Source organism: Streptomyces sp. NPDC101393 (assembly GCF_044767385.1).
GTDB lineage: Bacteria > Actinomycetota > Actinomycetes > Streptomycetales > Streptomycetaceae > Streptomyces.
The window spans coordinates 513,475-535,675 of record NZ_JBIWNU010000007.1; the positions used below are offsets into that span (position 1 = coordinate 513,475).

Below are 22,201 nucleotides of genomic sequence, written 5' to 3' on the forward strand. Positions count from 1 at the left end.
TTGCGTGTCCGTATGTGCTTCCGTGTCCGCGTCGGTCGCGGACCGTACGCCGCCCCCCGGAGAGGCGGCCGCCCCTCGGCCGGTGCCACACCGGCAGCGCGGCAGCCGTGTACCACGCACGACGGCACCGGGGTGAAGTCGCCGCCGCCGCGCTCTCGTCCTCTTGCAGGGCGGGGGAGACCGCGCCAGTGTGGGCGAGCGCGGCAGCCGCTCGCGCGCGCCCCGCCCGGTGCGGGGTCCGGTCACACGTCGGGAGAGCACGTGACTCCGTTCGTATTGCCCCATGGCCTGCACGGATCAGGACCGCACAAGGTCATCGCCGTGCACGGGTGGTTCGCCGACCGGTCCGCCTTCGATGCCCTGCTGCCGGATCTCGACCGGGGTGCGTTCCAGTACGCGCTGGTCGATCTCCGCGGCTACGGCGAGGCGAAGGACGCGGCCGGCCCGTACACCACGAAGGCGGGGGCGGCCGATGTACTGGCGCTCGCCGACCAACTGGGCTGGGACCGCTTCTCGTTGATCGGGCATTCGATGGGCGGCAGCGTCATTCAGCGCGTACTCGCCGCGGCGCCGCATCGCGTGCGCCGGCTCGTCGGCATCTCACCGGTCCCCGCCTCGGGGCTGCCCATGCCGCCCGAGCAGTGGGAACTCTTCGCCTCCGCGGAACACCACCCCGACAGCCGCCGGGCGATCATCGACCTCACCTCCGGCGGCCGGCGCCCCGCCGCCTGGCTGGACCGGATGGTGCGGCGGTCGCTGGACTGCAGCGATGCGAAGGCCTTCCGTGCCTGGCTGGACTCCTGGGCGAGGGAGGGGTTCCACACCGAGATCGACGGCTCCGCGGTCCCGGCACTGGCGGTGGCCGGGGCGCTGGACCCCGCCCTGAGCGCCGACCTGGCGCGCCAGACGTGGATGGCCTGGCACGTCAACGCCGAACTCGCCGAACTGCCCTCGGCGGGGCACTACTCCATGGACGAGACCCCGCTGGAGGTGATCCGTACGGTGGAGGACTTCCTGCGCGCCGACGACGCGGCAGGCGAAGGGCAGGGGGTCGTGGGATGACGGCGCCGACGGCGGGCACCGCGCCGGTTGCGGAGGTGCCGAACGTCTTCGACCCCCGCGGCTACGTCCACGGACTGCCGCACGCGGCGTACCGGCTGCTGCGCGACCGCCACCCGGTGGCCTGGCAGGACGAGCACGCGGTGCTCGGCTGGCCCGCGGGGCCCGGCTTCTGGGCGGTCACCCGGCACGACGACGTGGTCCGCGTCCTCAAGGACGCGCGCACCTTCTCCTCCCATCTGGGAGCCACCCAGATCCGCGACCCCGACCCCGACGACCTGCCGTTCATCCGCCGCATGATGCTCAATCAGGACCCGCCGGACCACGGCCCGTTGCGGCGCCTGGTCAGTCGCGCCTTCACCCCGCGCCGGACCGAACGCTTCACGGCCGTCGTCCGCGAACGCGCCCGGGAACTGCTCACGGCGGCAGCGGGCACCGCGCGTTCCGGGGACGGAGTCTGCGACCTCGTCACCGCCGTCACCGACGAGTTCGCGCTGCTCAACCTCGCCGACCTGCTCGGCGTCCCGGCCGCCGACCGCGGCCTTCTCCTGGAGTGGACCCGCCGCGTCATCGGCTACCAGGACCCGGACGAATCCAGCACACACCCGGCCGCATCCGCGACGGGCGCACCGGCCCCCACCCCGCCCGTCAATCCGCGCTCCCCGGCGATGCTGCGCGACATGTTCGCCTTCGCGCGGGAACTGGCCGCCCACAAGCGGCGCCATCCCGGCGACGACCTCATGACGGTGCTCGCCACGGACGAGGAACTGCCCACCCCCGAGCTGGAGATGTTCTTCTTCCTGCTGACCATCGCGGGCAACGACACCGTGCGCAGCGCCGCCCCGGGCGGCCTGCTGGCGCTGGCCGAACACCCTGAGGCGTACCGCGGTCTGCGCGGCGGGGCGGTGGCGGCCGCCACCTGCGTGGAAGAGCTGCTGCGCTGGCATCCGCCGGTGCTCAGTTTCCGCCGGACCGCCGCGCAGGACACCGAGCTGGGAGGCCGCCGCATCCGCGCCGGGGACAAGGTCGTCGTCTTCCACGGCTCGGCCAACTACGACGAACGTGCCTTCGCCGCCCCGCACCGGCTCGACCTGACCCGCGCCCCGAATCCCCATGTCTCCTTCGGCGACGGCCCGCACAGCTGCCTGGGCGCGCACTTCGCCCGGCTGCAACTGCGGGTGCTCTACGAGGAGACGTGCCGCCTGCTGCCGACCCTGGCGGTCGCCGCCCCACCCCAGCGGCTGGTGTCGAACTTCATCCACGGCCTGAAATCGCTGCCACTGCGGCTGACCGGCTGACCGACTGAGCGGCTGACCAGGGCGCCTCGTATGTCGTCGAGGGCGATATCCCGGCGGGCCGGGTGCATCAGCTGGAGCAGCGGCTTCCCACCCTGACCCGGGGGGAGGCGTGCTGGAGGCCGCCTTCGACCACTACCGGCCGGTGCGCGGACCGGCGCCGGCACGGACGCGTGAGGACCACAACCCGCTGCACCGCAAGGAATACCTGCTGCGTGTCCAACGGAAGATCGCCGGGCGTCCGGAAGGCGGGTGACGGGAGGCGGGTGAGGGGAGGCGGCGGGCTCGTGGAGCGGCTACTCACCGGCCTCCAGGCCGAGTTCACGCGTCAGCGCGTCCTCGACCCAGGCCTGCAGGGTGCGGCGTGGCAGCGCCCCGGCGTAGGTGATCGTCTGTACGGCGAAGCCGTCGATGAGGGCGGTCAGGCGCCATGCCGCACCCTCCGGGTCGGCGCACACGAACTCACCCGCCGCGGCGCCCTCGGCGATGACCTCGGCGAGTGCCGCCTTCCACTGCCGGTCGAGGTCCTGGGCGACCTCGCGCAGCACCGGCTCGCGCAAGGAGGCGGCCCAGCCCTCGATCCAGAGTTTCCAGCCCTTGGCCTGCCCGGTGGGGGAGTACCAGCGGACCGCGGCACGCAGCCTGCGCAGGGCGCTGCCCTTGCGGCCGAGCAGTGACTGGAGATGCGCCAGATCGCCTTCCGCGGCGAACCGGAAGGCCGCGGCGACGAGTTTCTCCTTGGTCGCGAAGTGATAGAGCACCAGGGCGTTGCTGACCTGGAGATCGGCCGCGACATCGGCCACCCGCAGGGCCGCGACGCCGCGCCGCTCGATCTGTCCGACGGCGGCGCGCAGCAGTTCCTCGCGCCGTTCCTCCACGCTCAACCGTACCCTCGCCACGCCGTCACCCTACTCAGTCGCCGAACACGCCGTCGCAGTCGCGGGCGAAACCTGGTGACGACCTCTTGACCCCCTTGTGCGGCGCCCCGCACAGTCTGCTCTTACTGACTGTTCGTTCAGTCAACAGCCGGATGAACCGCCGGCAAGGAACGGCAGCGACGAACCGTCAGCAAGGAAGCGATGAGCAGTCCGTGGTGAGCAGCCAGCAGGAGGTCGTGCCCGTGACACCGACACCGCCGTCCCCCGCAACCGACGGCCCCGATCTGTCCGACGGATGGCGCAGTCAGCGCTCCCGCCTGCGCAAGGACCTGCGCAGGCTCGATGTCTTCTTCTTCCTGATCTGCACCCTCGTCGGCCTCGACACCATCGGCTCGGTGGCCGCGGCCGGCCCGCAGGGGCTGACCTGGATGGCGGTCCTCGCGCTGGTGTTCTTCCTGCCCTACGGCCTGCTCGTCGCCGAACTCGGCTCGACCTTCCCCGTCCAGGGCGGGCCCTATGTGTGGACCCGGCTCGCCTTCGGGCGGCTGACCGCGGGCGTCAACCAGGTGCTGTACTGGCTCTCCAACCCGGTCTGGCTCGGCGGCAGTCTCTGCATCATCGCGCTCACCACCTGGGAGCAGTTCTTCACGCCGCTGCCGGGCCCGTGGAAGTACGCCGCCGGGCTCGCGTTCATCTGGGCCGGTGCGCTGGCCGTCGTCCGGTCCGTCCGGGTCGGGAAGTGGGTGCCCATCGCCGGTGCCGTCGCCCGGATTGTGCTGCTCGGCTTCTTCCTCGTCTCGGTGATCGTCTACGCGGCCGAGCACGGCGTCCACCCCCTGCCCGCCGGTGAATTCGCCCCCACCTACGCCGGGTTCGTCGCGCTGGTGCCCGTCCTCATCTTCAACTACGTCGGATTCGAGCTTCCCAGCACGGCCGCGGAGGAGATGACCCACCCCCAGCGCGATATCCCGCTGTCCGTCCTCCGTTCGGGGCTGGCCTCCCTCGTCCTCTACGGGGGCCCGATCCTCGGCATCCTCTTCGTCCTCCCCGGCGACCGGATCGGCAGCCTCGGCGGCTTCATCGACGCGTGCAAGGCCGTCTTCACCGTCTACGGAGGGCACATCGGGCCCGGCGGCGCCGTCACCCTCACCGGCCTCGGGGCCGTCCTCGGCAGCATCGCCGCGGCAGGACTCATCGTCGGTGTGCTGACCAGCGGCGTCACCTGGGCGATGGGGGCGCACCGGGCGCAGGCCGTCGCCTGCGCGGACGGCGCGGGCCCCGCCTGGCTGGGCAGGATCTCCGAGCGCCACGGCACCCCCGTACGCGTCAATCTGCTCTCCGCGGCCCTCGCGTCGGTCCTGCTGGTCGTCGCGCTGAACCTGACCGATGGCGACGGCGAGAAGTATTTCGCCGCCGGACTCGGGCTGACGATCAGCACCACCTTCATCTCGTACGTGATCACCTTCCCGAGCCTGCTCGTGCTGCGGCGCAAGTACCCGGACACGCCCCGCCCCTACCGCGTCCCCGGCGGCCGGGCCGGCGTCCGGGCGGTCACCGTCCTCACCACCGGGCTGGTCGCGTTCACGGTGGTGGTGCTGATCTGGCCGGGGTTCGGCGTCGGCTGGTTCGGGACCGGGGGATCGTCCGCCGCGTCGCTGCCCGAGAGCTTCGCGGGTGCGCGGCTCCAGTACACCCTCAGCCAGGTCCTGCCGCTGCTCTGCTTCCTCGCCGTGGGCCTGCTCTTCGTCGTGCTCGGAACGCCCGCCCGGCGCCGGATGCGCCGTACGCCGGGCGGGGCGGCGGGCGATGCGGTGGCACCCGGTGCGGCGGTGGGACAGGCGGGTGACCCGGCGCCTCCCCGGCCCTCGGATACGGCACGGCGGCGATGACGCGGTCGAGCAGGGGCGGTGGGGTCCAGCTCGTCGGGGTCGTGGGTGATCCGGTCCCGCTCCTGCCGCAGTCGGGCGGTCAGAGGGGCCGGGGCGGGCACGTGGGCAGGAGCCGGCCGCTGCACCTGCCGGGACACGCGTCCGATACGGAGGTCGGGAGGGAGCAGGCGGCGCGCGAGCCACGGCGGAATCCAGCGGTATGGGCCGGAATCGAGCGGGGCGGGGCCGGGGGCCCTGGATGACCGCTCACAGCTGGTCGCTGGGATAGTGCGGCCATGGATGAGCGGGCGACGGGGAGCGGGGCACGGTCGGATGTGGCGTGGCCCGCACGGAGCGGGCCGGCGCACGGCCCGGGGTGGGCGCTGCGTCCGGCGCGGACGGCGGACATCGAGAGGATCGCGGAGCTGCGGGCCGTGGTCCTGCGCGCGGATCTGGAGCGGCTCGGGCGCTACGACGAGCACCGGGTGCGGCAGCGGCTGCGCGATTCCTTCTCCGCCCGGCACACCGCCACCCTCATGGTCGAGGGCGAACTCGCAGGATGCGTCACGGTCCGGCCGGCCGACGGCGGGCAGCTGCTGGAGCACTTCTACCTCGCCCCGCACCACCAGGGCCGGGGGCTCGGATCAGCGGTGCTGGGCACGCTGCTGGAGCGCGCCGACGCACGGGGCATGACCGTCCGTTTGCAGGTCCTGCAGGGCAGTGCCGCCCAGCGGCTCTACGAGCGGCACGGATTCGTGGTGGAGGCCCAGGATCCGATCGATGTCTTCATGGTGCGCGCGGCGGGCGCGGGCGCGGCTGCCGCTCCGTTGCCCTGACGGGGCGACAGCAAAACGGCCTGCGGGCACGGGAGCCGTCGCGGGCAGTCGCGTGGTCGGGCGGACCGTGGTGGACGCCCGGCCCGTCGGATCGCCCGGAGCGCACCTTCCCGGGTGTCCCCGGGGTCCGTCGTCAGGGGCGTTCGAAGCTCTGCAGCACGCCGCCCACGGTGAAACACACAGCACCGGCGAGGGTGCCCCAGTTGGCGATGTCGACGTTGACCGGGCTGCCCGTCTCGGGGCGGACGAAGGCGGCCAGTGCCGAGACCATGAAGAGGGCCGAGCCGAGCTGGTTGACCGCGACGATCCACCAGCCGAGGTCGCGCGCCAGGATGCGGGGCCGCCCGTGGCAGACCTCGACGACGGCGAGATGCCCGGAGATCAGGAACATCAGGCATCCGATCATGTCGGGCGCCCACACCAGCCGGTTCTCCTGCTGGGTGGTGAGCCCCTGGAGGAACGAATCCAGCAGATCGACGCCGAATACCAGCGTCCCCACGAAGAGGATGAAGGTGCTCAGCCAGTCGATCCGGCCGGGCTCGTAACTCCAGCGGTTCCAGCGGGGCGTGACCAGCGCATCGGCCGTGCCCTTCCGGCGCGGCGCGTTGATCGCCTGGAGCAGTGCGGCATAGCCGCCGACGCTGAAGAGCAGCCCGCCGGCGAAATAGACCGCGGCGCTCGCCAACGGGCCGCCGATCCCGAACTGCGCGAGTGCGGCGCCCAGCGCGAAGAGCAGGCCGCCGAGCGTGAAGGAGGCGGCCGTGGCGTTGTTGAGGCCGCGCAGCCGGTCGAGCGTCACCGGGTCCGCGCGCAGCGCGCCGCTCGTGCTGGCCCCGGCGGGCCGTACGGCGAGCGTGCCGCGTTTGCGTGCGGCGCGCGACTCCCACACGGCGGTGCCGCCTTCGGCAAGGCGCCAGGTCAGCCGGGTGATGAACGGTCCCGCGCCCTCGGTGTGCTCCTCGGTTCGACCCACCGGCCGAGCCTAAGGGGTGTCCGGCGATCCCTGGCGGATCAGCGCGCCCGCCGGGGGCCACGGGACAGTCCCTGGCGACCTCGGGCAGGAAGGGACCGGGAAACGACGTCGCGCCCAACGGTCAGGCCGGTGTGCGGGCCGGTACGGCATGGGCGTCGAGGGCGAGCGCACCGGCCGGGTGGACGAGCAGCGGATTGACCTCGATCTCCGTCAACTCCGGGTGCTCCAGGGCGATATGACCCAGGGTGACCAATGCCGCGGCCGCGGCGTCCAGGTCGACGGGGGGCGCCCCGCGCCAGCCGGTCAGCAGCGGCGCGCCGCGCAGCGAGAGCAGCAGCCGCCGGGCGTGGCCCGGGGTGAGCGGCGCGAGGGCGAGCGCGGTGTCGGCCAGCAGCTCGGCGGTCACCCCGCCCATGCCCGCCAGCACCACCGGCCCGAACGCCGGATCGTGCTGTACCCCCGCGATCAGCTCGACCGCGTACGGCGGCTCCGCCATGGCCTCGACGGCGTAGCACGTCGCGCCCGTCGCCGCCCGCATCCGGGCGAACGCGGCACGCAGCGCGGCCTCGTCCCGGATCCCCAGCGCGACGCCGCCCGCCTCGGTCTTGTGGGCCGCGCCCATGGCCTTGAGGACCAGGGGGTAGCCGAGGCGGCGGGCCGCCCGCACCGCCTCGGCCGGGGTGTCGGCGAACGCGGCATCGGGAAAGCGCAGCCCGTACGAGGCCAGCAGGGAGCGCATCGTGCGGTAGCCGCCGTCGGCGACGGGCGGGGCGGCGCGGGCCGTCGGCAGCGGGTCCGGTGGCGGCTGCTCCGGCCTCTCCCGCCAGCGCAGTGTGTGGGCGAGGGCGGCCGCCGCCTGCTCGATGCGCTCGTACACGGGCACGCCGCGCTCCCGCAGCAGCGCCAGGGCGGCGGTGTCCCGGGCCATCGAGTGCACCAGCAGCGGCCGGCCGTGCGCCGTCACCAGGTCGGCGAGCCGCCCGGCCATCGCGCACTCGCGCTGCTCCTGGGCGGAGTTGGCCGTCGCGTAGTCCCCGAAGTAGCCGGTCAGCACGGCCGCGTCGGCATCGCCGCCGGCCAGCAGCGCCTCGCTGATACGGACGTAGCCGGCGAGGTCGGCCTCGCCCGCGCCGGCCAGGTCCACGGGATTGCCGGCCGGGGAACCGGGCGGCAGGCAGGCCGCGACGGCTGTGGCGGTGTCCGGGGAGAGCCCCGGCAGCTCCAGCCCGTGCGCGGCCAGCGCGTCCGCCGCCAGCGCGCCCTGCCCGCCGCTGTCCCCGGCCACGGCGACCCGGCGTCCCCGTGGCAGCGCGGGCGCCAGCAAGGCGACGGCCGTGTCGACCAGCTCCCCCGCGCTGTGCAGCAACAGCGCACCCGCGTCCCGGCAGACGGCCGCCACCACGGCGGGCGCGCTGACCAGCGCACCGGTGTGGGACGCGGCCGCCCGCCCGGAGGCCGCGCTGCGCCCCGCGGTCAGCAGCAGCACCGGCTTGTCCGCCGCCCGCGCCGCGCGCAGGGTCCGGGCCAGCCGCCGGCCGTCCCGGAAGTCCTCGACATACGCCGCGATGACGCGGGTCGCGGGGTGCGGGATCAGCGCTTCCAGGGCGTCGGCGGCGTTGATGTCGGCCTGGTTGCCCAGCGAGACGAAGCGCGAGATGCCCTGGCCGGCGCGGGCCAGCAGCCGCGCCGTCTCCAGTGCCAGGTTGCCGCTCTGCGAGACCATCCCGACATTCCCCCGGGGGAAGTCGCCCCAGCTGAGCCGGAGTTCGCTGCCGGTGTCGACGACGCCCATGCAGTTGGGGCCGAGCAGCCGTGCGCCGTGTGCGGTGGCCGTCGCGGCGAGCGCACGGTCCTCGGCCGCGCCCCCGGTGCCCGAGGTGATGACGGTGAACCAGCGTGCGCCCGCCGCGACCCCGTCGGCCACCACCTGCCGGACCCCGTGCGGCGGGACCGCCACCACGACGTGCTCGGGCGGGCCGGGCAGCGCGTCGAGTCCCGGCAGGAACGGCACCCCCCGGAGGCTGCCGCCGCGTCTGCCGACGAGATGGACGGCGCGGCGGTGCCGGCCGGCGAGCGCCCCGGAGGCGAGCCAGTAGCCCCACTTCTCCGGATTGCCGGACGCCCCGACGACGGCGACACTGCGCGGGTCGAACAGCGGCCCCCACCCGGGCGGGTCGGGCGGCTCCCCGCTCACCGGTGGCATCCGTAGCGCTCGGCGATCTCCGGCAGCCGGTCGGCGACGAGGGCGTGCGCGGCGGCGCGCGGGGTGCTTGCGTCGGCCGCGGCCCGGGTCAGCATCCGGTCGATCAGCGCCCGCATCGCGCGCCGGATGTGCGCGAACGCCTCGTCCGCGTCGGCACCGATGTCCCCGAACAGCGTCCACCACCACCACGCGTTCGTCGCGGAGTTGACGACCACGTCCGGCAGGACCGTGATGCCGCGCGCCGCGAGCAGCAGCTCCGCCTCCGGCACGACGGGCATATTGGCTGCCTCCACCACCCAACGCGCCGTGATCCCGGCCTGGTTGCCGGTGTGCACGCAATACGACACGGCCGCGGGGATCAGTACGTCGGCGTCCGCGGTGAGCCAGGCCTCCGGCGGCAGCTCGCGCTCGCCGGGGCGCAGCGCCGTACGGTCCATGGCGCCGAACGCGTCGCGGCCCCGCAGCAGGTGCTCGACGTCCAGCCCGTCCGGGTGGGCCACCGTGCCCTGCACATCGGCGACGGCGACGATCCGCAGCCCCGCGCGCGCGAGGAAGCGCGCGGTGGCCCCGCCCATCGTGCCCAGCCCCTGGAGGGCGACCCGGGTGCCTTCGTACGGCACGCCCGCCCGGTCGAGAGTCGCCAGGACCGCCTCGGCGACCCCGCAGCCGCCGGCCAGTTCGTCCAGTCCGATGCCGTCCACCTCGACGGCGAAGGCGTCGGAGAGGCGCTGCCGGGCGGCCCGTTCATCGTCCAGCAGCGGATACACCGCCTGGATCGAGGAGACCAGACCGGCCTCGGCGGCGGCCGCCTCGATCAGGTCCTGGGTCAGGCCCAGATCCTCCCCGGTGGTCCAGAACTGCTCGATGTACGGGCGCATCGCCCGGAGGTAGCGGGTCAGGACGCCGTAGGCCTCCGGGTCGTGCGGATCGCAGTCGATGCCGCCCTTGGCGCCGCCGAGCGGGATGTAGCGGGCGGCGGGGTCGTGGTGCAGCGCTTCCTTCATCGTCATGCCGCGGGCGAGCCCGGTGACTTCATCGAGCGTGCAGCCCCGGCGCATCCGCAGCCCGCCGCTGGCCACACCGCGCACCAGCCGGTCGATGACGAGGTACCCGCGGTGGCCGGTGAGGTGGTCGGTCCAGGTCAGGGAGATCAGCGGGGCGGTGGTCGCGCTCATGGGGCGGTCTCCTCGGGGTGCTCGGTCTCCGGGCCGGGTGCGGCCGGCTCCGGAACGGTGATGACGGTGGGTCCGGGCGTCACCAGCGCCTCGCGCAGGGCGTCGGCCAGCGCTGCCGGGGTGCCGGCGTGGACGCCGTGTCCGCCGTACGCGCGGGCGAGCGCACCCAGGTCGACCGGCGGATGGTCGACGGCCACCGGAGCGTCGCCGCGGGCCGCCATCTCGTCGCGGATCTCGCCGTAGCCGCCGTTGTCGAAGACGACGACGGGCAGCGGCAGGCCCAGCGCGACGGCCGTCGCCAGCTCCTGGACGGTGAACTGCAGCCCGCCGTCGCCGCTGAGCGCGACCACCGCACGCCCCGGCTCGCCGGCCTTGGCGCCGATGGCGGCGGGCAGGGCGTAGCCGAGGGTGCCGAATCCGGTGGGGTGGAGGTAGCGGCCCGGCGGGTCGACGGGCAGATGGGGCAGCGCGCCGTAGTAGCAGCATTGCGCGCTGTCGGAGGTGAGGATCGCGTCGGGCGGCAGCACGGACCGGATCGCCGCGAGGAACGGGAGCCGGCTCCGGTCCCGGTGGCCCGCCCCGGCATCCGCCGCGGCCCGCAGTGCGGCGACCGCCCGTGCGCCGGTCGCCGCGCCGGCACCGCTCCCGGTGCCCGCCGTCGCGAGCGCGTCCCGCAGCCCGCGCAGCGTCTCCTGTGCGTCACCGACCAGCGGAATTCCGGCCGGCAGCGTCGCGTACATCTGGGCCGGGTCGATGTCCGCGCGCAGCAGTGTGCCGGTGAGCGGGGGCGCCGGGGACCACAGATCGGCCTCGGCGAGCTCGGTGCCGACGGCCAGTACGGCGTCGCTCTCCGCCAGCCACGTCCGGACGGCCGGGGTGTGCAGCCGGACGCCCAGCGCGAGGGGGTGGGACTCCGGGAAGGCGCCCTTGCCGTTCGCCGTGGTGGCCACCGGCGCGTCCAGGCGCTCGGCCAGCGCCAGCGCCTCGGCCCCGGCCCCGTGGGCGCCGCCGCCCAGCACGAGCGCGGGCCGCCGCGCGCGTGCCAACACCGCGGCCGCCGAACGGAGTTCCTGCGGCCGCGGACGCGCGGGCAGCTGGTCGGGCGCCGTACGCGGCGGCCCCGGGTCGTCCGCCGTATCCAGCAGATCGAGCGGCACCTCGATGTGTACGGGTCGGGGGCGCCGCGAGCGGAACAGCGAGAACGCGCGGGCGACGGCGGCCCCGATCTCCCCGACCGACGAGACCCGGTGGCTGAACGCGGTGAGATGGCCGAACGCCCCGGTCTGGCTGGGCATTTCGTGCAGCAGGCCGGAGGCGATCCGCGGGTGGCGCAGCGGCATGCCGGGGGAGACCACCAGCAGCGGGACGCTGTCGGAGTAGGCCTGGCCCACCGCCGTCGCGATATTGAGCAGCCCCGGGCCGGTGGTGGTGAGCGCGACACCGGGCCGGCCGGTGACCCGGGCGTAGCCGTCGGCGGCGTACCCCGCGCCCTGTTCGTGCCGCGGCGCGAGGTGCCGGATGCGGTAGGCCGTCAGGTGGCGGTAGATCTCCAGGTTGTGGGTGCCGGGGATGCCGAAGGCGAGGTCGGTGCCCTGCGCGGCCAACGCCCGTACGAGGGCCTCGCCCCCGGTCATGGGCACGGCGCCGGCGGCCACCGGGGGCGCCATCACAGTCCCCGGGAGATGACGAGCCGCATGATGTCGGAGGTGCCTTCCTCGATCTCCTCCAGCCGGGCGTCGCGCATCCACTGCTCGACCGGGTACTCGCGCGAATACCCCCAGCCGCCGAGCGTCTGGACGGCGGCCCAGGTGCAGTACGCGGCGGTCTCCGACGCCGTCAGCTTCGCCATCGCCGCCTCGGCCGTAGCCTCCAGCCCGGCGTCCAGCCGCTTCGCGGCGCGCCAGGTCATCAGCCGGGCCTGCTCCAGCCGGGTCCGCATATCGGCGAGCCGGAAGGCGACGGCCTGGTGCTCGATGACCGGCTTGCCGAACTGGGTGCGGGTACGGGCGTAGGCGAGGGCGTACTCGTACGCGGCCCGGGCCACTCCGGTCGCGGCGGCGCCCAGCACCGTGCGCGAGATGTCGAAGGTACGCATCAGGCCGCCGAAGCCCTGCCCTTCGGCGCCGAGGCGGTTCTCCACGGGCACGAACGCGTCCTGGAGGAAGATCTCCCGGCAGACGATGGCGCGCTGCCCCATCTTGCGCATCGGTTCGCCGAAGGTCATGCCCTCGGTGTCCTTGCGGAGCAGGAAGGCGGTGACGCCCCGGGAGCGCAACGCGGGGTCGGTCTTGGCGAACACGACATAGCGGTCGGCCTCACCGGCGTTGGAGATCCAGCTCTTCTGGCCGTTGAGCAGATATCCGCCCCCGGTGGCCGTCGCGGTGGTGGTGAGGGCGGCGGCGTCGGACCCGGCGCCCGGCTCGGTGGTGGCGAGCGCCGTCATGGGGGTGTCGGGCCCGGTCAGCGGGGTGAGCCAGGCGCGGCGCTGCTCCTCGGTGCCGAGGGCGAGCACGGGGTCGGCGAAGAAACCGTGCGAACACAGCAGATTGCCGATGCCCAGATCGCCGACGCACAGCTCTTCCTGGACCAGGACCTGGGTGAAGACGTCGGTGAAACCGCCGCCTCCGTACTCCTCGGGAAGCATGAAGCCGGTGATGCCGATGTCGGCGGCGGACCGCCACAGGTCCCAGGGGGTGACGGTGTCCGCCTCGTCGACGGCTCGGGCCCGCGGCCGGATCCGGTCGCGGGCGAAGGCGCGGGTGAGGTCGATGATGTCGGACTGCTCCGGGGTGGGCAAAACCAGTTCGAAGGGGAGCGCGGACACGGTGCCTCCAGGTCGTGACGGGGCGGCGCGGCGAGCAAATAACTGAACCGCGAGTCAGTATCCGGAGGATGGAACGGATGTGTCAACGGGTGGGCGAGCGCACGCCGGTGGGCGTGGTGACGGCAGGCTGCTGCCTCATCGTTCAGCGCCGGCGGCAGCCCCCTCGGCCCGTCAGGTGGCCGAGAAGCCGCCGTCCACGAACACCGTCTGGCCCGTCACATACGACGCGCCCGGACCGGCCAGGAACACCGCGGCGGCCGCGAAGTCCACCAACTCGCCGTTGCGCCCCGCCATCGTCCGGCGGGCCATCGCCTCGGTACGCACCGGATCGGCGAACACCGCCTCGTTCAGCGGGGTCCGGACGAATCCGGGCGCGAGGGCGTTGACGCTGACCCCGTGCCGCGACCACGCCTCGGCCTGCGAACGCGTCAGCGCGGCGAGCCCGGCCTTGGACACCCCGTAGGCCCCGCTGTTGCCGAACGCCCGCACCGCCTGCTGCGAGGCGATATGGATCATCCGCCCCCAGCCGCGGTCCGCCATGGCGGGCCCGAAACGCTGCCCGAGGAGAAACGGCGCCGACAGATTGACGGCCAGCGTGCGATCCCAGTCGTCGTCGGTCAGGTCGTCCATCGGCGGACGGGGGTTGACGCCCGCCGCACTGACCAGGATGTCCGGCTCGCCATGGCGCCGGACCATCTCCTGCGCTCCCCGGCGCACGGCCTCGCGGTCACCCAGATCGGCGGCGATCCAGTCCGCCGTACAGCCCGCGGACCGCAGCTCACCGGCGGCGGCATCCAGCGCCTCGGCACCCCGGGCCAGCAGCACCACCTCGGCACCCGCGCGCCCGAGCGCCTCGGCGATCGCCCGGCCGATACCGGAACTCCCCCCGGTGACCAGGGCCTTGCGGCCGGCGAGCGAGAACAGCTGGTCGAGATACGCGGACACGGTGCCAAGCCTCCTGGGTACGGGGATGCGGCCCACGATAGATCTCGTGACGATCTCCCGACGGGTGAGACCACTTCTGCCGGCGCACCGGGGCCGCCACCCGCCCGGCCGGAAATCGTCTCCGTCCCGAGGGTCGCCCCCACCGCCCCGGCGGCGCATCATCGGTCCGTGACCGATCAGCGACCGCTCCTCTTCCTCGATGTCGACGGCCCGCTCAATCCGTGGAGGGCCGAGCCCCACCGGCAGCCCGACGGTTACACCACGCTGCGGATGCGGCCCACCGGCTGGGAGCCGCCGCGCGAGGCCCTGCGGGTATGGCTCAACCCCGGCCACGGACCACTCCTGTTGGGGCTGGGCTTCCGGATCGTCTGGGCGACGACCTGGAAGGCGGAGGCCAACAGGTGGATCGCTCCGGTACTCGGCCTGCCCGAACTGCCCGCCGTCGAATGGCCGCAGATGCATCACCAGCACCCGGACGGCGTGCACTGGAAGACCCGCCATCTCGTCGCGTCCGCCGCCGGGCGCCCCTTCGCCTGGGTGGACGACGAGATCCGCCCGGTGGACCGCCACTGGATCGCCCGACACCACAGGGGCGAGGCCCTCCCGCATCGCGTCGACCCGGCGAAGGGCCTGCTCCCGGACGACTTCGCCGTACTCCGCGACTGGGCGGCGGGCCGGACGGGACGCGCCGGCGGGGGGAGCCGGTGGCGGACGGACTGAAGTGCCGCGCCGGGCGGCCCGATTCACCCCACGAGATCCAGCACCGGCCGCAGCCCGTCCGGACGCAGGGCCACGGGCAGGGGGTCCACCGGAAGATAGCCGCAGCCCAGCGCCGTCGCCCCGCCGTCCGCCGTACGGTCGTCACCCACCATGAGGACCTCGTTCGGCGCGAGCCCCAGACCGTCACAGGCAAGGGCGAAGAGCCGCGGGTCCGGTTTCTGGATGCCGTGCTCGCAGGAGAGCACACACCCGTCCAGGTGGCGGTCGAGACCGTGCGCGTGCAGCACCGGACGCAGATCCCAGCCGATATTGCTCACCACGCCCAGGCGGATGCCGCGCCGGTGCAGTTCCGCCAGCACCTCCGACGCGTCCGGATAGGGGTGCCAGGCTTCCGGCGTCCTGTGACGCTCATAGAGCGCCTCGTACAACTCGGCCGCAGGGAGCGGCACTTGACGGGCGAGGCCGGTGTAGAGGGCGCGGTGCCGGGCGGAGTCGCGGTCGCGGTTCGCCCACAGGTCCGCAAGTCGGGCGGGGATCCGGTCGGGCACGGACCCGCCGGGCAGTGCGCCCGCACCCTCCAGCGCGGCGGCGGTCCGGTCGGTCTCGGCCGCGCTCATGGCCGTGCCGGTCGCCGCGAGGGACGCGCGCAGCCAGGATCCGGCGGACTCGATCCGCAGCAGGGTTCCGGAGAAGTCGAACAGCACACCCTTGATCGTGGGTTTGATCGTGGTCATGCCGACATCCTGCCCCGAATGCCCGTGCGGAGCCCTCCCGTCAGCCCGCCGGGCCGCTGCGCGTCACCCGCCGCCGGGCGGATGCCGCGTACGCCGCTGCCGCCCCTGACACCAGCGCACAGCCCAGCAGCCAGCCGCCGAGGACGTCCGACGGCCAGTGCACGCCCAGATACACCCGGGTGACGCCGACCCCGACGGTCGAGACCACCACCGCCGTCCCGGCCGCCCACCGCCACAGCGGGCGCGCTCCGTGCAGCCACAGCAGCCAGCACACCAGGGCGCCCGCGACCAGTACCGACATCGCGTGCCCGGAGGGGAAGGCCGCGTAGTGCGCCGAGTCCACCGGATCCGGCCACACGGGGCGTTCCCTGCCGACCGCGACCTTCACGGCCTGCTGCAGCAGCGTTCCGGTGAGCGCGGTGGCCGCCACCCAGATCCCGAGCCGTCGTTGGCCGCGCAGCACGAGCCGGCACACCACCGCGGCCAGCAGGGCGCGCATCGCCCAGGGGTCCCACACCCAGTCGCTGAGCACCCGGTTGGCCTGGGTCCAACCGGGTTCGGCGACGGCCGTCCGGTGCAGCCGGTCGGTGAGCGCCGTGTCCAGGGTCATCAGCGGGCCCCAGCGCGTGACGACGAGGACGAGGAGCAGGGCCGCGAGTGCGGTGGCGAGCGCGGCGAGTGCGGCGGAGCCGAGGGCAGGGGCGGCGGACGGGGCCACGGGCGCGGGGCGCGCCGAGGTGCCGGCGGCGGTGGCGGTCTCGTCGTCGGCCGTACGGGCGGTGGGGTGCGGCGTCGGTGCCATGAGGTGATCCTCGCCGATCCGGCGCGACTCAATCCATGGGACACGGGCTGCTGCGGGTCACGGGCCCGAAGGCCGCGACCCGGGGCGTTACGTCAGCGCGCTGAGCCCCGGAACGAAGGTCACCAGCAGCGGCACGGCCGGCACCAGCGCGGCGCAGGCCGTCATCCGCAGCCGACGGCCGGGGGTGAAGCGGCGGCCGGGCGCCAGCAGCCGGTCCACCCGCTGCGGCACCTCGGCGAGTTGGCTCGGGCAGGGCCCGAACACCCCGCGGTCCTCGTTGAGTTCGACCAGTGCCAGCGCGATGGTCAGCCGGCCGAAGCGGCGCGACGCCGCGTCGTCGGCGGCGAGTTCGACCAGTCGGTGCACCTGGTCGCGGAAGGCCGCGAACACCGGAATCTGCGGGAAGCCGACCGCGAGCGCCGCCGCGCAGTAGAGCAGGAGGTCGTGCCGGGCGCGGGCATGGCCCTGCTCGTGGGCCACCAGCGCATCGAGCTGACGGCCTTTCAGGCGCCGCAACGCCGAGGTGGTGACGACCAGTTGGGCCTTGTTGCTGTTCATCCACCAGGCCTCCGGCCGATCGCCCTCCAGGACGACCAGCCGCTCTCCCGAGGGCTCCTCTCCGGGCAGCAGCGGCGCGCGGCGCAGCAGATCGGCCCGGCGCTGCCGGCGGCGGGCACGCGCGGCGCGCACCTCGCGGGTCAGTACGAAGGCGGTCCAGGCGCCGCCGCCGGCGAGGAGGAGGGCCAGCGCCCCGGCCCACGGCCCGTAGGCCTGGAGCGCGTACGCCTCGACGACCACCCGGGGGGCGAACCCGAACACCGGGCTGCGGACGGCTTCCCAGGCCGCGGCCGCGCTCAGCGACATCGCGAGCCCGCAGCACAGCAGGACACCGGCGACCACGCACTGCCAGACCCAGAGGGCGAGCACCGGTTCGCGGTCGGGCCAGTCGGAACGGGCCATCAGCCGCGGCGCCATCGACGCGGCCAGCACGCCGAGGATCATCAGCGTGAGGGGGACCATCATGGCGTCAGCCTATGAGTGCCCGGCTACCGGTTGGTACGGTCCGGCGCGGGAAGTGAGGTATACCACTCCAGCCCTCCACTCCCGCCACCACGCCCACCGCACGCGGCCGCCGGCGCCTCGCGGCCCCTTGCGGACACGCCCCGGCAGCTCAGAGCGTCAGCAGCATCGCGAACATGCCGATGCCCATCGCCACCCGGCAGGCGCCGAGCACCTCCCGGCGCACCCCGCGGCCCGCCGCGAGAGCGCCCGCCGGCCCGCTCCCCGCGGCCCGTACCGGCCCCGCCGGCACCAGCCGGATGCCGGCGACGAGGACGAAAACGGTGTAGTACGCGAGCAGCAGCCCGGTCAGCAGGGGCAGTCCGCCCGTCCCGGTGTGGCCGGAGTGCGCGGCATGACCGGCCGGGCCGGCGGATGCGGCGGCCGGCACCGCCGTCATCGCCGCCATGGCCAGCGCCATGTGGACCATCGCGGCGGAGCCCACCAGATGGTGCGGATGGCGGTGCGCCAGCGCCCACAGGCCCGCCGCCCCGAAGACACCGGCGAACGCCCAGGCCGACCACGGCGGCATGGGCACGGCCGACGAGGGCACCGCCATGACCGCCATCCCCAGCCCCATCAGCGCCTCGCCACGCGCCTCCACCCGCTGTGCGACGGTGCCCGTACGCACCCGCGACAGGCAGTACCCGCCCGTCGCCACGCACAACAGCACCAGCAGCCAGCCGACCCACGGCGGTCCGTGCACGGAGCACCTCCCCACGCGCCCGTCCTGCGTGCCGCGGGCACTCCGCAGCCGCACGGGGCGCCGATCCCGTACGACGCGAGACTGCCCACGCCCGGCTGCGCACACGGGAGCGCACCGGAGCACTCAGGGAGCACGCGTGGCGCGCGGCGGGCCGGGCCCCAGCGGTCCGGCGGGGGGAGGGGGCCGGAGGCGGCCGTCAGGGGCGGTAGCGCAGCGGGTGGTCCGCCGGGACCTCCGTCAGCACGATCCGGTGGCCGTCGGGGTCGGCGATCCACATCTCGATCAGCCCCCACGGCTCCCGCACCGGCGGCCGCAGCACCGGCACGCCCCGGGCCACCAGCTCCGCGTGCGCCGCCGCGGCGTCCGGGACCTGGAGCCACAGCCGGAGCGTGTCACCGGCGGGTTCGGCCGCCCGCCCGGAGACCTCCAGGAAACCGCCGCCGAGGAAGTAGACGGTGCCGCGTTCGGGCCCCGTACCGAACTCCCGGTAGATCTCCAGCCCCAGCGCCTCGCCGTAGAACGCGCGTGACCGCTCGGGATCGGCCGGCCGCACCAACACCCTGCTGCTCAGTACCTGCACCATGCGACGGACCCTACGCCGCGCGGCCGTGACGGTGTGGGCCCCCGGCCGGGCCCGGCCGGATCGCGTCACGGCGCCGCCCGGTGCCGGTGAGCCGGGACTTCCTCGGCCCTGACATCACCCGACCGGGTCTTGTTAGCCTCCGTACCAGCAGGCCGCCCGCCGTCATCCGGCTCCGCCGGCCGCTGCCGTTCGCCCGCCCGAGAGGACCCCGCGCACCATGCCCACCAGCCAGCTGACCTTCCGCTCCGCCACCGGCACCGATGTCCCCGGGCTCGTCGCGCTCATCGAATCGGCGTACCGCGGGGACACCAGCCGGGGCGGCTGGACGACGGAGGCGGACCTGCTGGAGGGGCAGCGCACCGACCCGGACGGCGTCGCGGCCGTGGTGGCCAACGAGTCCGGCCGGCTGCTGATCGCCGAACGCGACGGCGAGCTGATCGCCTGCTGCCAGCTCGAACACCGCGGTGACCACGCCTACTTCGGGATGTTCGCGGTACGGCCCACGCTGCAGGGCGGCGGGCTCGGCAAGGTGATCATCGCGGAGGCGGAGCGGACGGCGCGGGACGCCTGGGGCGCGACCGAGATGCGGATGACGGTCATACGCCAGCGCGAGGAACTGATCGCCTGGTACGAGCGCCGCGGCTACCGCCGCACCGGGCAGCTCACCCCGTTCCCGTACGGCGACGAGCGGTTCGGCATCCCGCAGCGCGACGACCTGGAGTTCGAGCTGCTGGTCAAGCCGCTCGGCGGCTGACCGCCGCGGGCCCGGGTCCGGCCGCTCCCCGGCGGCCCGGCGCCCTCACAGCCGCCCCGCCCGGATGATCCGCTCCAGGAACCGCCCCGTGCGCTCCTGCTGCGGGTCCCCGAAGACCTGCTCGGGGGCGCCGCGCTCCAGGACCACCCCGCCGTCCAGGAAGCAGACCTGGTCGGCGACCTCGCGCGCGAAGCTCATCTCGTGGGTGGCGATGACCATCGTCATGCCCTCCTCCTTGAGGTCCCGGACGACCCCCAGCACCTCGCCGACCAGCTCCGGATCGAGCGCCGCGGTGATCTCGTCGAGCAGCAGCAGCCGGGGCCGCACCGCCAGCGCGCGGACGATCGCGACCCGCTGCTGCTGGCCGCCGCTGAGCCGGTCCGGGTAGGCGCCGGACCGGCCGCCGAGTCCCAGCCGCTCCAGCAGCTCCCGGGCCCGCGCCTCCGCCTCGGCGCGCGGCAGGCCGTGCACCCGTCGCGGCGCCAGCGTGACGTTCTCCAGCACGGTCATGTGCGGGAAGAGGTTGTACGCCTGGAACACCACGCCGATCCGGCGGCGCACCGCGTCCGCGTCCACCCGGGGGTCGGTGATCTCCGCGCCGTCCAGGAAGATCGCACCGTCGTCGATCTCCTCCAGCAGATTCGCGCAGCGCAGCAAGGTGGACTTGCCGGACCCGGAGGCGCCGATCAGCGCGGTGACGGTGTGCGGCGGTACCTCCAGGGCCACGTCCCGCAGGACGACGGTGCGCCCGTAGGTCTTGCGGACCGCCTCCAGCCGCAGCACCGGACCGCCGTCGGGCGCCGGGGTCCGGTCGGCGATAGTCCCGGCCGCGGCCCCGTCGCCGCTCTTCGTCCTCCTCATACGGTGCCTCCCTGGGCGCGCCGGCGGTCCATCCGGGCGGTGACCCAGTCGGTGAAGCGGGTCATCGGGATGGTCAGCGCGACGAAGACGAGACCGGCGACGACGTACGGCGTGTAGTTGAAGTCCTTGCCGGCGATGATCTGCGCCGCGTAGACCGCGTCGACCGCGCCCGCGATGGAGACCAGCCCGGTGTCCTTCTGCAGCGACACCAGGTCGTTGAGCAGCGGCGGCACCACTCGCCGCACCGCCTGCGGCAGGATCACGAACCGCAGCGCCTGCCCGCTGGAGAGCCCCAGGGACCGGGCCGCGGCCCGCTGGCTGGGGTGGACGGACTCGATGCCGGCCCGGAAGACCTCGGCCACATACGCCGAGTACGTCAGCACCAGCGCGGAGCCGCCCAGCACCACCGGATCGGTGGTCACGCCCTGGAGGCGCAGCGCGGGGACGCCGAAGACCACCATCAACAGGCAGATGATCAGCGGCAGTCCGCGGAAGAAGTCGGTGTAGGCGGTGGCCAGCGCGCGCAGCGGGAAGAACACCGGGCCGCGCAGCGTCCGGGCCACCGCCAGCAGCATCCCGATCACCAGCACCGCCGCTCCGCACAACACCAGCAGCCGCAGATTCAGCAGCAGCCCCTCCAGCACCTTCGGCAGCGCCTGGCGGGCGTAGTCGGCGCTGAAGAAGGTTTCGCGGGTGCGCTGCCAGCCGGGCGAGCCGGTGATGACGGCATAGAGGAGCCCGGCGGTGACGAGCGTGCTGAGCGCGGCGACGGCGGTGGCGCGGCGGGTACGGGCCCGCTTGTAGCGCTCCCGCTCGATCCGCCGCTGCGAGGGGACGTACCCGTCGCCGGCCGGCCCGTCCGCTGCGGCCGCGCCGCCAGGCTCCCGCTCCGGGGTCCGGGGTTCCTTCAACACCCCTCTGCGGAACGTCACTTGAGCACCGGTACGGCAACGGCGTCGGTCAGCCACTTCTTCTCCAGTGCCGCGAGGGTGCCGTCCTTGCGCAGCGCCTCCACCGCGGCGCTCACACATCCGGTGATCCGGCTTTCCTTGTCCAGAACGAGGCCGAACTGCTCCTTGGTGCCGCCGGTGGACGGGAACTGCCCGACGACCTTCGCGTCCTCGATCTCTGCCGAGGTGATGTAGAACGCCGTCGGCAGATCGGTCAGGATCGCGTCGACCTGGCCGTTCTTCAGGGCGGACTTGGCGAAGTCGTTCTTCTGGAAGACGGCGGGACGCTGCGTCGGCCGGATGGTGTCGTTGACGACATCGAGGCTGGTGGTGCCGACCTGCGCGCCGAGCCGGAAGCGCTTGAGGTCGGCGACGCTCTTCGCGTGTGCCGCCTTGGAGTCCTTGAGCGCGACGACCGCCTGGCGTACGTCGTAGTAGCCGGAGGAGAAGGCGACGGCCTTCTTGCGCGCGGAGCTGACCGAGATCTGGTTGATGTCGAAGTCGAACTTCTTCTCACCCGGCGCGAAGGCGTTGTTGAACGGCACCGTCCGCCAGTCCACCGCGCCCTTGCCGTAGCCCAGTTCCCCGGCGACCGCGTAGGCGACCGCCGACTCGAACCCCTTGCCGTTCGCGGGCGTGTCGTCGGCGAACCACGGGGCGTACGCGGGCTTGTCCGTCCCGACGGTGAGCCTGCCGGTGCGCACGGTGGCCAACTTGCCTCTCGCGCAGCTCTGCTGCCCCTTGCCGGCGGCATTCGCGCCATCGGCGGACTCGTCCTGCGGGGCACAGCCGGCGACCGCGGCGAACAGCGCGGCGGCGGCGCAAGCGGCAAGAAATATGGGGCGGTTGGCGAGGCGCATGGCGGGAGAGTGGCAGTGCGCCGGGGCATCTGTCGAGATCACCGGGGGAAACGTCCGCATGGTGGGAAGACGTTGCGGGCCTGTGAACTGCGGATGTCTCCCTGCGACCGGGGCGG

General features: G+C 73.9%; 21 protein-coding genes and 1 pseudogene. 7 read left to right on the forward strand and 15 right to left on the reverse strand.

All coding sequences use genetic code 11. The features are described 5' to 3' along the window. Nucleotides 1-261: 261 nt before the first annotated feature. The 3 genes and pseudogenes from ACIRQ7_RS24630 to ACIRQ7_RS24640 all read left to right on the forward strand — a co-directional run. Nucleotides 262-1,062, forward strand: a complete 801-nt coding sequence (locus tag ACIRQ7_RS24630) for an alpha/beta fold hydrolase (protein WP_404264916.1) — start codon at nt 262-264, stop codon at nt 1,060-1,062. Next, nucleotides 1,059-2,357 carry a cytochrome P450 gene (locus tag ACIRQ7_RS24635; RefSeq protein WP_404264917.1) on the forward strand — a complete coding sequence of 433 codons (1,299 nt, stop codon included), beginning with the start codon at nt 1,059-1,061 and terminating at the stop codon, nt 2,355-2,357. Before ACIRQ7_RS24630 ends, ACIRQ7_RS24635 begins: the two co-directional genes overlap by 4 nt. Before the next feature lie 20 nt (nt 2,358-2,377). Next, nucleotides 2,378-2,610 (forward strand): annotated as a pseudogene (locus ACIRQ7_RS24640) (GTP-binding protein); the annotation flags it as partial. 40 nt (nt 2,611-2,650) lie between these two features. Here the strand turns inward: ACIRQ7_RS24640 and ACIRQ7_RS24645 are convergent. After that, a complete protein-coding gene (locus ACIRQ7_RS24645; protein WP_404264918.1) occupies nt 2,651-3,253 on the reverse strand; it encodes a TetR/AcrR family transcriptional regulator in 603 nt (200 codons plus the stop codon). Nucleotides 3,254-3,447: 194 nt separating this feature from the next. Here ACIRQ7_RS24645 and ACIRQ7_RS24650 point away from each other — a divergent pair, with 194 nt between their 5' ends. Both ACIRQ7_RS24650 and ACIRQ7_RS24655 read left to right on the forward strand, forming a co-directional pair. Continuing rightward, on the forward strand, nt 3,448-5,121 hold the full coding sequence (locus ACIRQ7_RS24650; protein WP_404264919.1) for an APC family permease: 1,674 nt from the start codon (nt 3,448-3,450) through the stop codon (nt 5,119-5,121). A 275-nt stretch (nt 5,122-5,396) separates the two neighbouring features. After that, entirely contained in the window at nt 5,397-5,936 is a 540-nt protein-coding gene (locus tag ACIRQ7_RS24655) for a GNAT family N-acetyltransferase (protein ID WP_404264920.1), read from the forward strand. A 133-nt stretch (nt 5,937-6,069) separates the two neighbouring features. Here the strand turns inward: ACIRQ7_RS24655 and ACIRQ7_RS24660 are convergent, their stop codons facing one another. The 6 genes from ACIRQ7_RS24660 to ACIRQ7_RS24685 all read right to left on the reverse strand — a co-directional run bounded on the left by ACIRQ7_RS24660 (nt 6,070) and on the right by ACIRQ7_RS24685 (nt 14,056). Further along, nucleotides 6,070-6,909, reverse strand: a complete 840-nt coding sequence (locus tag ACIRQ7_RS24660) for a hypothetical protein (protein ID WP_404264921.1) — start codon at nt 6,907-6,909, stop codon at nt 6,070-6,072. 121 nt (nt 6,910-7,030) lie between these two features. Further along, nucleotides 7,031-9,103, reverse strand: a complete 2,073-nt coding sequence (locus tag ACIRQ7_RS24665) for an acetate--CoA ligase family protein (RefSeq protein ID WP_404264922.1) — start codon at nt 9,101-9,103, stop codon at nt 7,031-7,033. Continuing rightward, complete coding sequence (locus ACIRQ7_RS24670; RefSeq protein ID WP_404264923.1) at nt 9,100-10,287, reverse strand: Glu/Leu/Phe/Val dehydrogenase dimerization domain-containing protein; 1,188 nt, start codon at nt 10,285-10,287, stop codon at nt 9,100-9,102. Before ACIRQ7_RS24670 ends, ACIRQ7_RS24665 begins: the two co-directional genes overlap by 4 nt. Then, nucleotides 10,284-11,921 carry a 5-guanidino-2-oxopentanoate decarboxylase gene (locus ACIRQ7_RS24675; protein ID WP_404264924.1) on the reverse strand — a complete coding sequence of 546 codons (1,638 nt, stop codon included), beginning with the start codon at nt 11,919-11,921 and terminating at the stop codon, nt 10,284-10,286. The genes ACIRQ7_RS24670 and ACIRQ7_RS24675 overlap by 4 nt, the downstream gene beginning before the upstream one ends. A 32-nt stretch (nt 11,922-11,953) precedes the next feature. Continuing rightward, nucleotides 11,954-13,111, reverse strand: coding sequence for an acyl-CoA dehydrogenase family protein (locus ACIRQ7_RS24680; protein WP_404264925.1), 1,158 nt, complete (start codon nt 13,109-13,111; stop codon nt 11,954-11,956). Nucleotides 13,112-13,282: 171 nt separating this feature from the next. Further along, the gene (locus tag ACIRQ7_RS24685) at nt 13,283-14,056 is read right to left on the reverse strand and encodes an SDR family NAD(P)-dependent oxidoreductase (RefSeq protein ID WP_404264926.1); all 774 of its coding nucleotides are present in this window, start codon (nt 14,054-14,056) and stop codon (nt 13,283-13,285) included. 168 nt (nt 14,057-14,224) lie between these two features. Here ACIRQ7_RS24685 and ACIRQ7_RS24690 point away from each other — a divergent pair, with 168 nt between their 5' ends. Further along, nucleotides 14,225-14,776 carry an HAD domain-containing protein gene (locus ACIRQ7_RS24690; RefSeq protein WP_404264927.1) on the forward strand — a complete coding sequence of 184 codons (552 nt, stop codon included), beginning with the start codon at nt 14,225-14,227 and terminating at the stop codon, nt 14,774-14,776. 23 nt (nt 14,777-14,799) lie between these two features. On the opposite strand, the gene ACIRQ7_RS24695 is transcribed toward ACIRQ7_RS24690, so the two are convergent. From ACIRQ7_RS24695 to ACIRQ7_RS24715, 5 genes are all read right to left on the reverse strand, one after another. Continuing rightward, a complete protein-coding gene (locus ACIRQ7_RS24695; protein ID WP_404264928.1) occupies nt 14,800-15,510 on the reverse strand; it encodes an HAD family hydrolase in 711 nt (236 codons plus the stop codon). A 40-nt stretch (nt 15,511-15,550) separates the two neighbouring features. Beyond that, nucleotides 15,551-16,312, reverse strand: a complete 762-nt coding sequence (locus ACIRQ7_RS24700) for a phosphatase PAP2 family protein (RefSeq protein WP_404264929.1) — start codon at nt 16,310-16,312, stop codon at nt 15,551-15,553. Between the two features lie 87 nt (nt 16,313-16,399). After that, complete coding sequence (locus tag ACIRQ7_RS24705; protein WP_404264930.1) at nt 16,400-17,335, reverse strand: M56 family metallopeptidase; 936 nt, start codon at nt 17,333-17,335, stop codon at nt 16,400-16,402. Between the two features lie 148 nt (nt 17,336-17,483). Beyond that, nucleotides 17,484-18,077 (reverse strand): DUF5134 domain-containing protein, encoded by a 594-nt coding sequence (locus ACIRQ7_RS24710; protein WP_404264931.1) that lies wholly within the window; start codon nt 18,075-18,077, stop codon nt 17,484-17,486. 196 nt (nt 18,078-18,273) lie between these two features. Then, entirely contained in the window at nt 18,274-18,660 is a 387-nt protein-coding gene (locus ACIRQ7_RS24715) for a VOC family protein (protein ID WP_404264932.1), read from the reverse strand. A gap of 217 nt (nt 18,661-18,877) precedes the next feature. Here ACIRQ7_RS24715 and ACIRQ7_RS24720 point away from each other — a divergent pair, with 217 nt between their 5' ends. After that, complete coding sequence (locus ACIRQ7_RS24720) at nt 18,878-19,414, forward strand: GNAT family N-acetyltransferase (protein WP_403674634.1); 537 nt, start codon at nt 18,878-18,880, stop codon at nt 19,412-19,414. A gap of 45 nt (nt 19,415-19,459) precedes the next feature. On the opposite strand, the gene ACIRQ7_RS24725 is transcribed toward ACIRQ7_RS24720, so the two are convergent. From ACIRQ7_RS24725 to ACIRQ7_RS24735, 3 genes are all read right to left on the reverse strand, one after another. Further along, nucleotides 19,460-20,275 (reverse strand): amino acid ABC transporter ATP-binding protein, encoded by an 816-nt coding sequence (locus ACIRQ7_RS24725; protein ID WP_404264933.1) that lies wholly within the window; start codon nt 20,273-20,275, stop codon nt 19,460-19,462. After that, nucleotides 20,272-21,093, reverse strand: coding sequence for an amino acid ABC transporter permease (locus tag ACIRQ7_RS24730; protein WP_404264963.1), 822 nt, complete (start codon nt 21,091-21,093; stop codon nt 20,272-20,274). Before ACIRQ7_RS24730 ends, ACIRQ7_RS24725 begins: the two co-directional genes overlap by 4 nt. Nucleotides 21,094-21,203: 110 nt before the next feature. Further along, on the reverse strand, nt 21,204-22,085 hold the full coding sequence (locus tag ACIRQ7_RS24735; protein WP_404264934.1) for an ABC transporter substrate-binding protein: 882 nt from the start codon (nt 22,083-22,085) through the stop codon (nt 21,204-21,206). Nucleotides 22,086-22,201 lie beyond the last annotated feature (116 nt).

What these genes read in the sequence shown, in the direction of transcription:
- ACIRQ7_RS24635 (WP_404264917.1), top strand. Translation starts at nt 1,059, where the DNA reads ATGACGGCGCCGACGGCGGGCACCGCGCCGGTTGCGGAGGTGCCGAAC.
- ACIRQ7_RS24655 (WP_404264920.1), top strand. Translation starts at nt 5,397, where the DNA reads ATGGATGAGCGGGCGACGGGGAGCGGGGCACGGTCGGATGTGGCGTGG.
- ACIRQ7_RS24670 (WP_404264923.1), bottom strand. Translation starts at nt 10,287, where the DNA reads ATGAGCGCGACCACCGCCCCGCTGATCTCCCTGACCTGGACCGACCAC.
- ACIRQ7_RS24675 (WP_404264924.1), bottom strand. Translation starts at nt 11,921, where the DNA reads ATGACCGGGGGCGAGGCCCTCGTACGGGCGTTGGCCGCGCAGGGCACC.
- ACIRQ7_RS24695 (WP_404264928.1), bottom strand. Translation starts at nt 15,510, where the DNA reads ATGACCACGATCAAACCCACGATCAAGGGTGTGCTGTTCGACTTCTCC.
- ACIRQ7_RS24700 (WP_404264929.1), bottom strand. Translation starts at nt 16,312, where the DNA reads ATGGCACCGACGCCGCACCCCACCGCCCGTACGGCCGACGACGAGACC.
- ACIRQ7_RS24705 (WP_404264930.1), bottom strand. Translation starts at nt 17,335, where the DNA reads ATGATGGTCCCCCTCACGCTGATGATCCTCGGCGTGCTGGCCGCGTCG.
- ACIRQ7_RS24715 (WP_404264932.1), bottom strand. Translation starts at nt 18,660, where the DNA reads ATGGTGCAGGTACTGAGCAGCAGGGTGTTGGTGCGGCCGGCCGATCCC.
- ACIRQ7_RS24720 (WP_403674634.1), top strand. Translation starts at nt 18,878, where the DNA reads ATGCCCACCAGCCAGCTGACCTTCCGCTCCGCCACCGGCACCGATGTC.
- ACIRQ7_RS24725 (WP_404264933.1), bottom strand. Translation starts at nt 20,275, where the DNA reads ATGAGGAGGACGAAGAGCGGCGACGGGGCCGCGGCCGGGACTATCGCC.
- ACIRQ7_RS24735 (WP_404264934.1), bottom strand. Translation starts at nt 22,085, where the DNA reads ATGCGCCTCGCCAACCGCCCCATATTTCTTGCCGCTTGCGCCGCCGCC.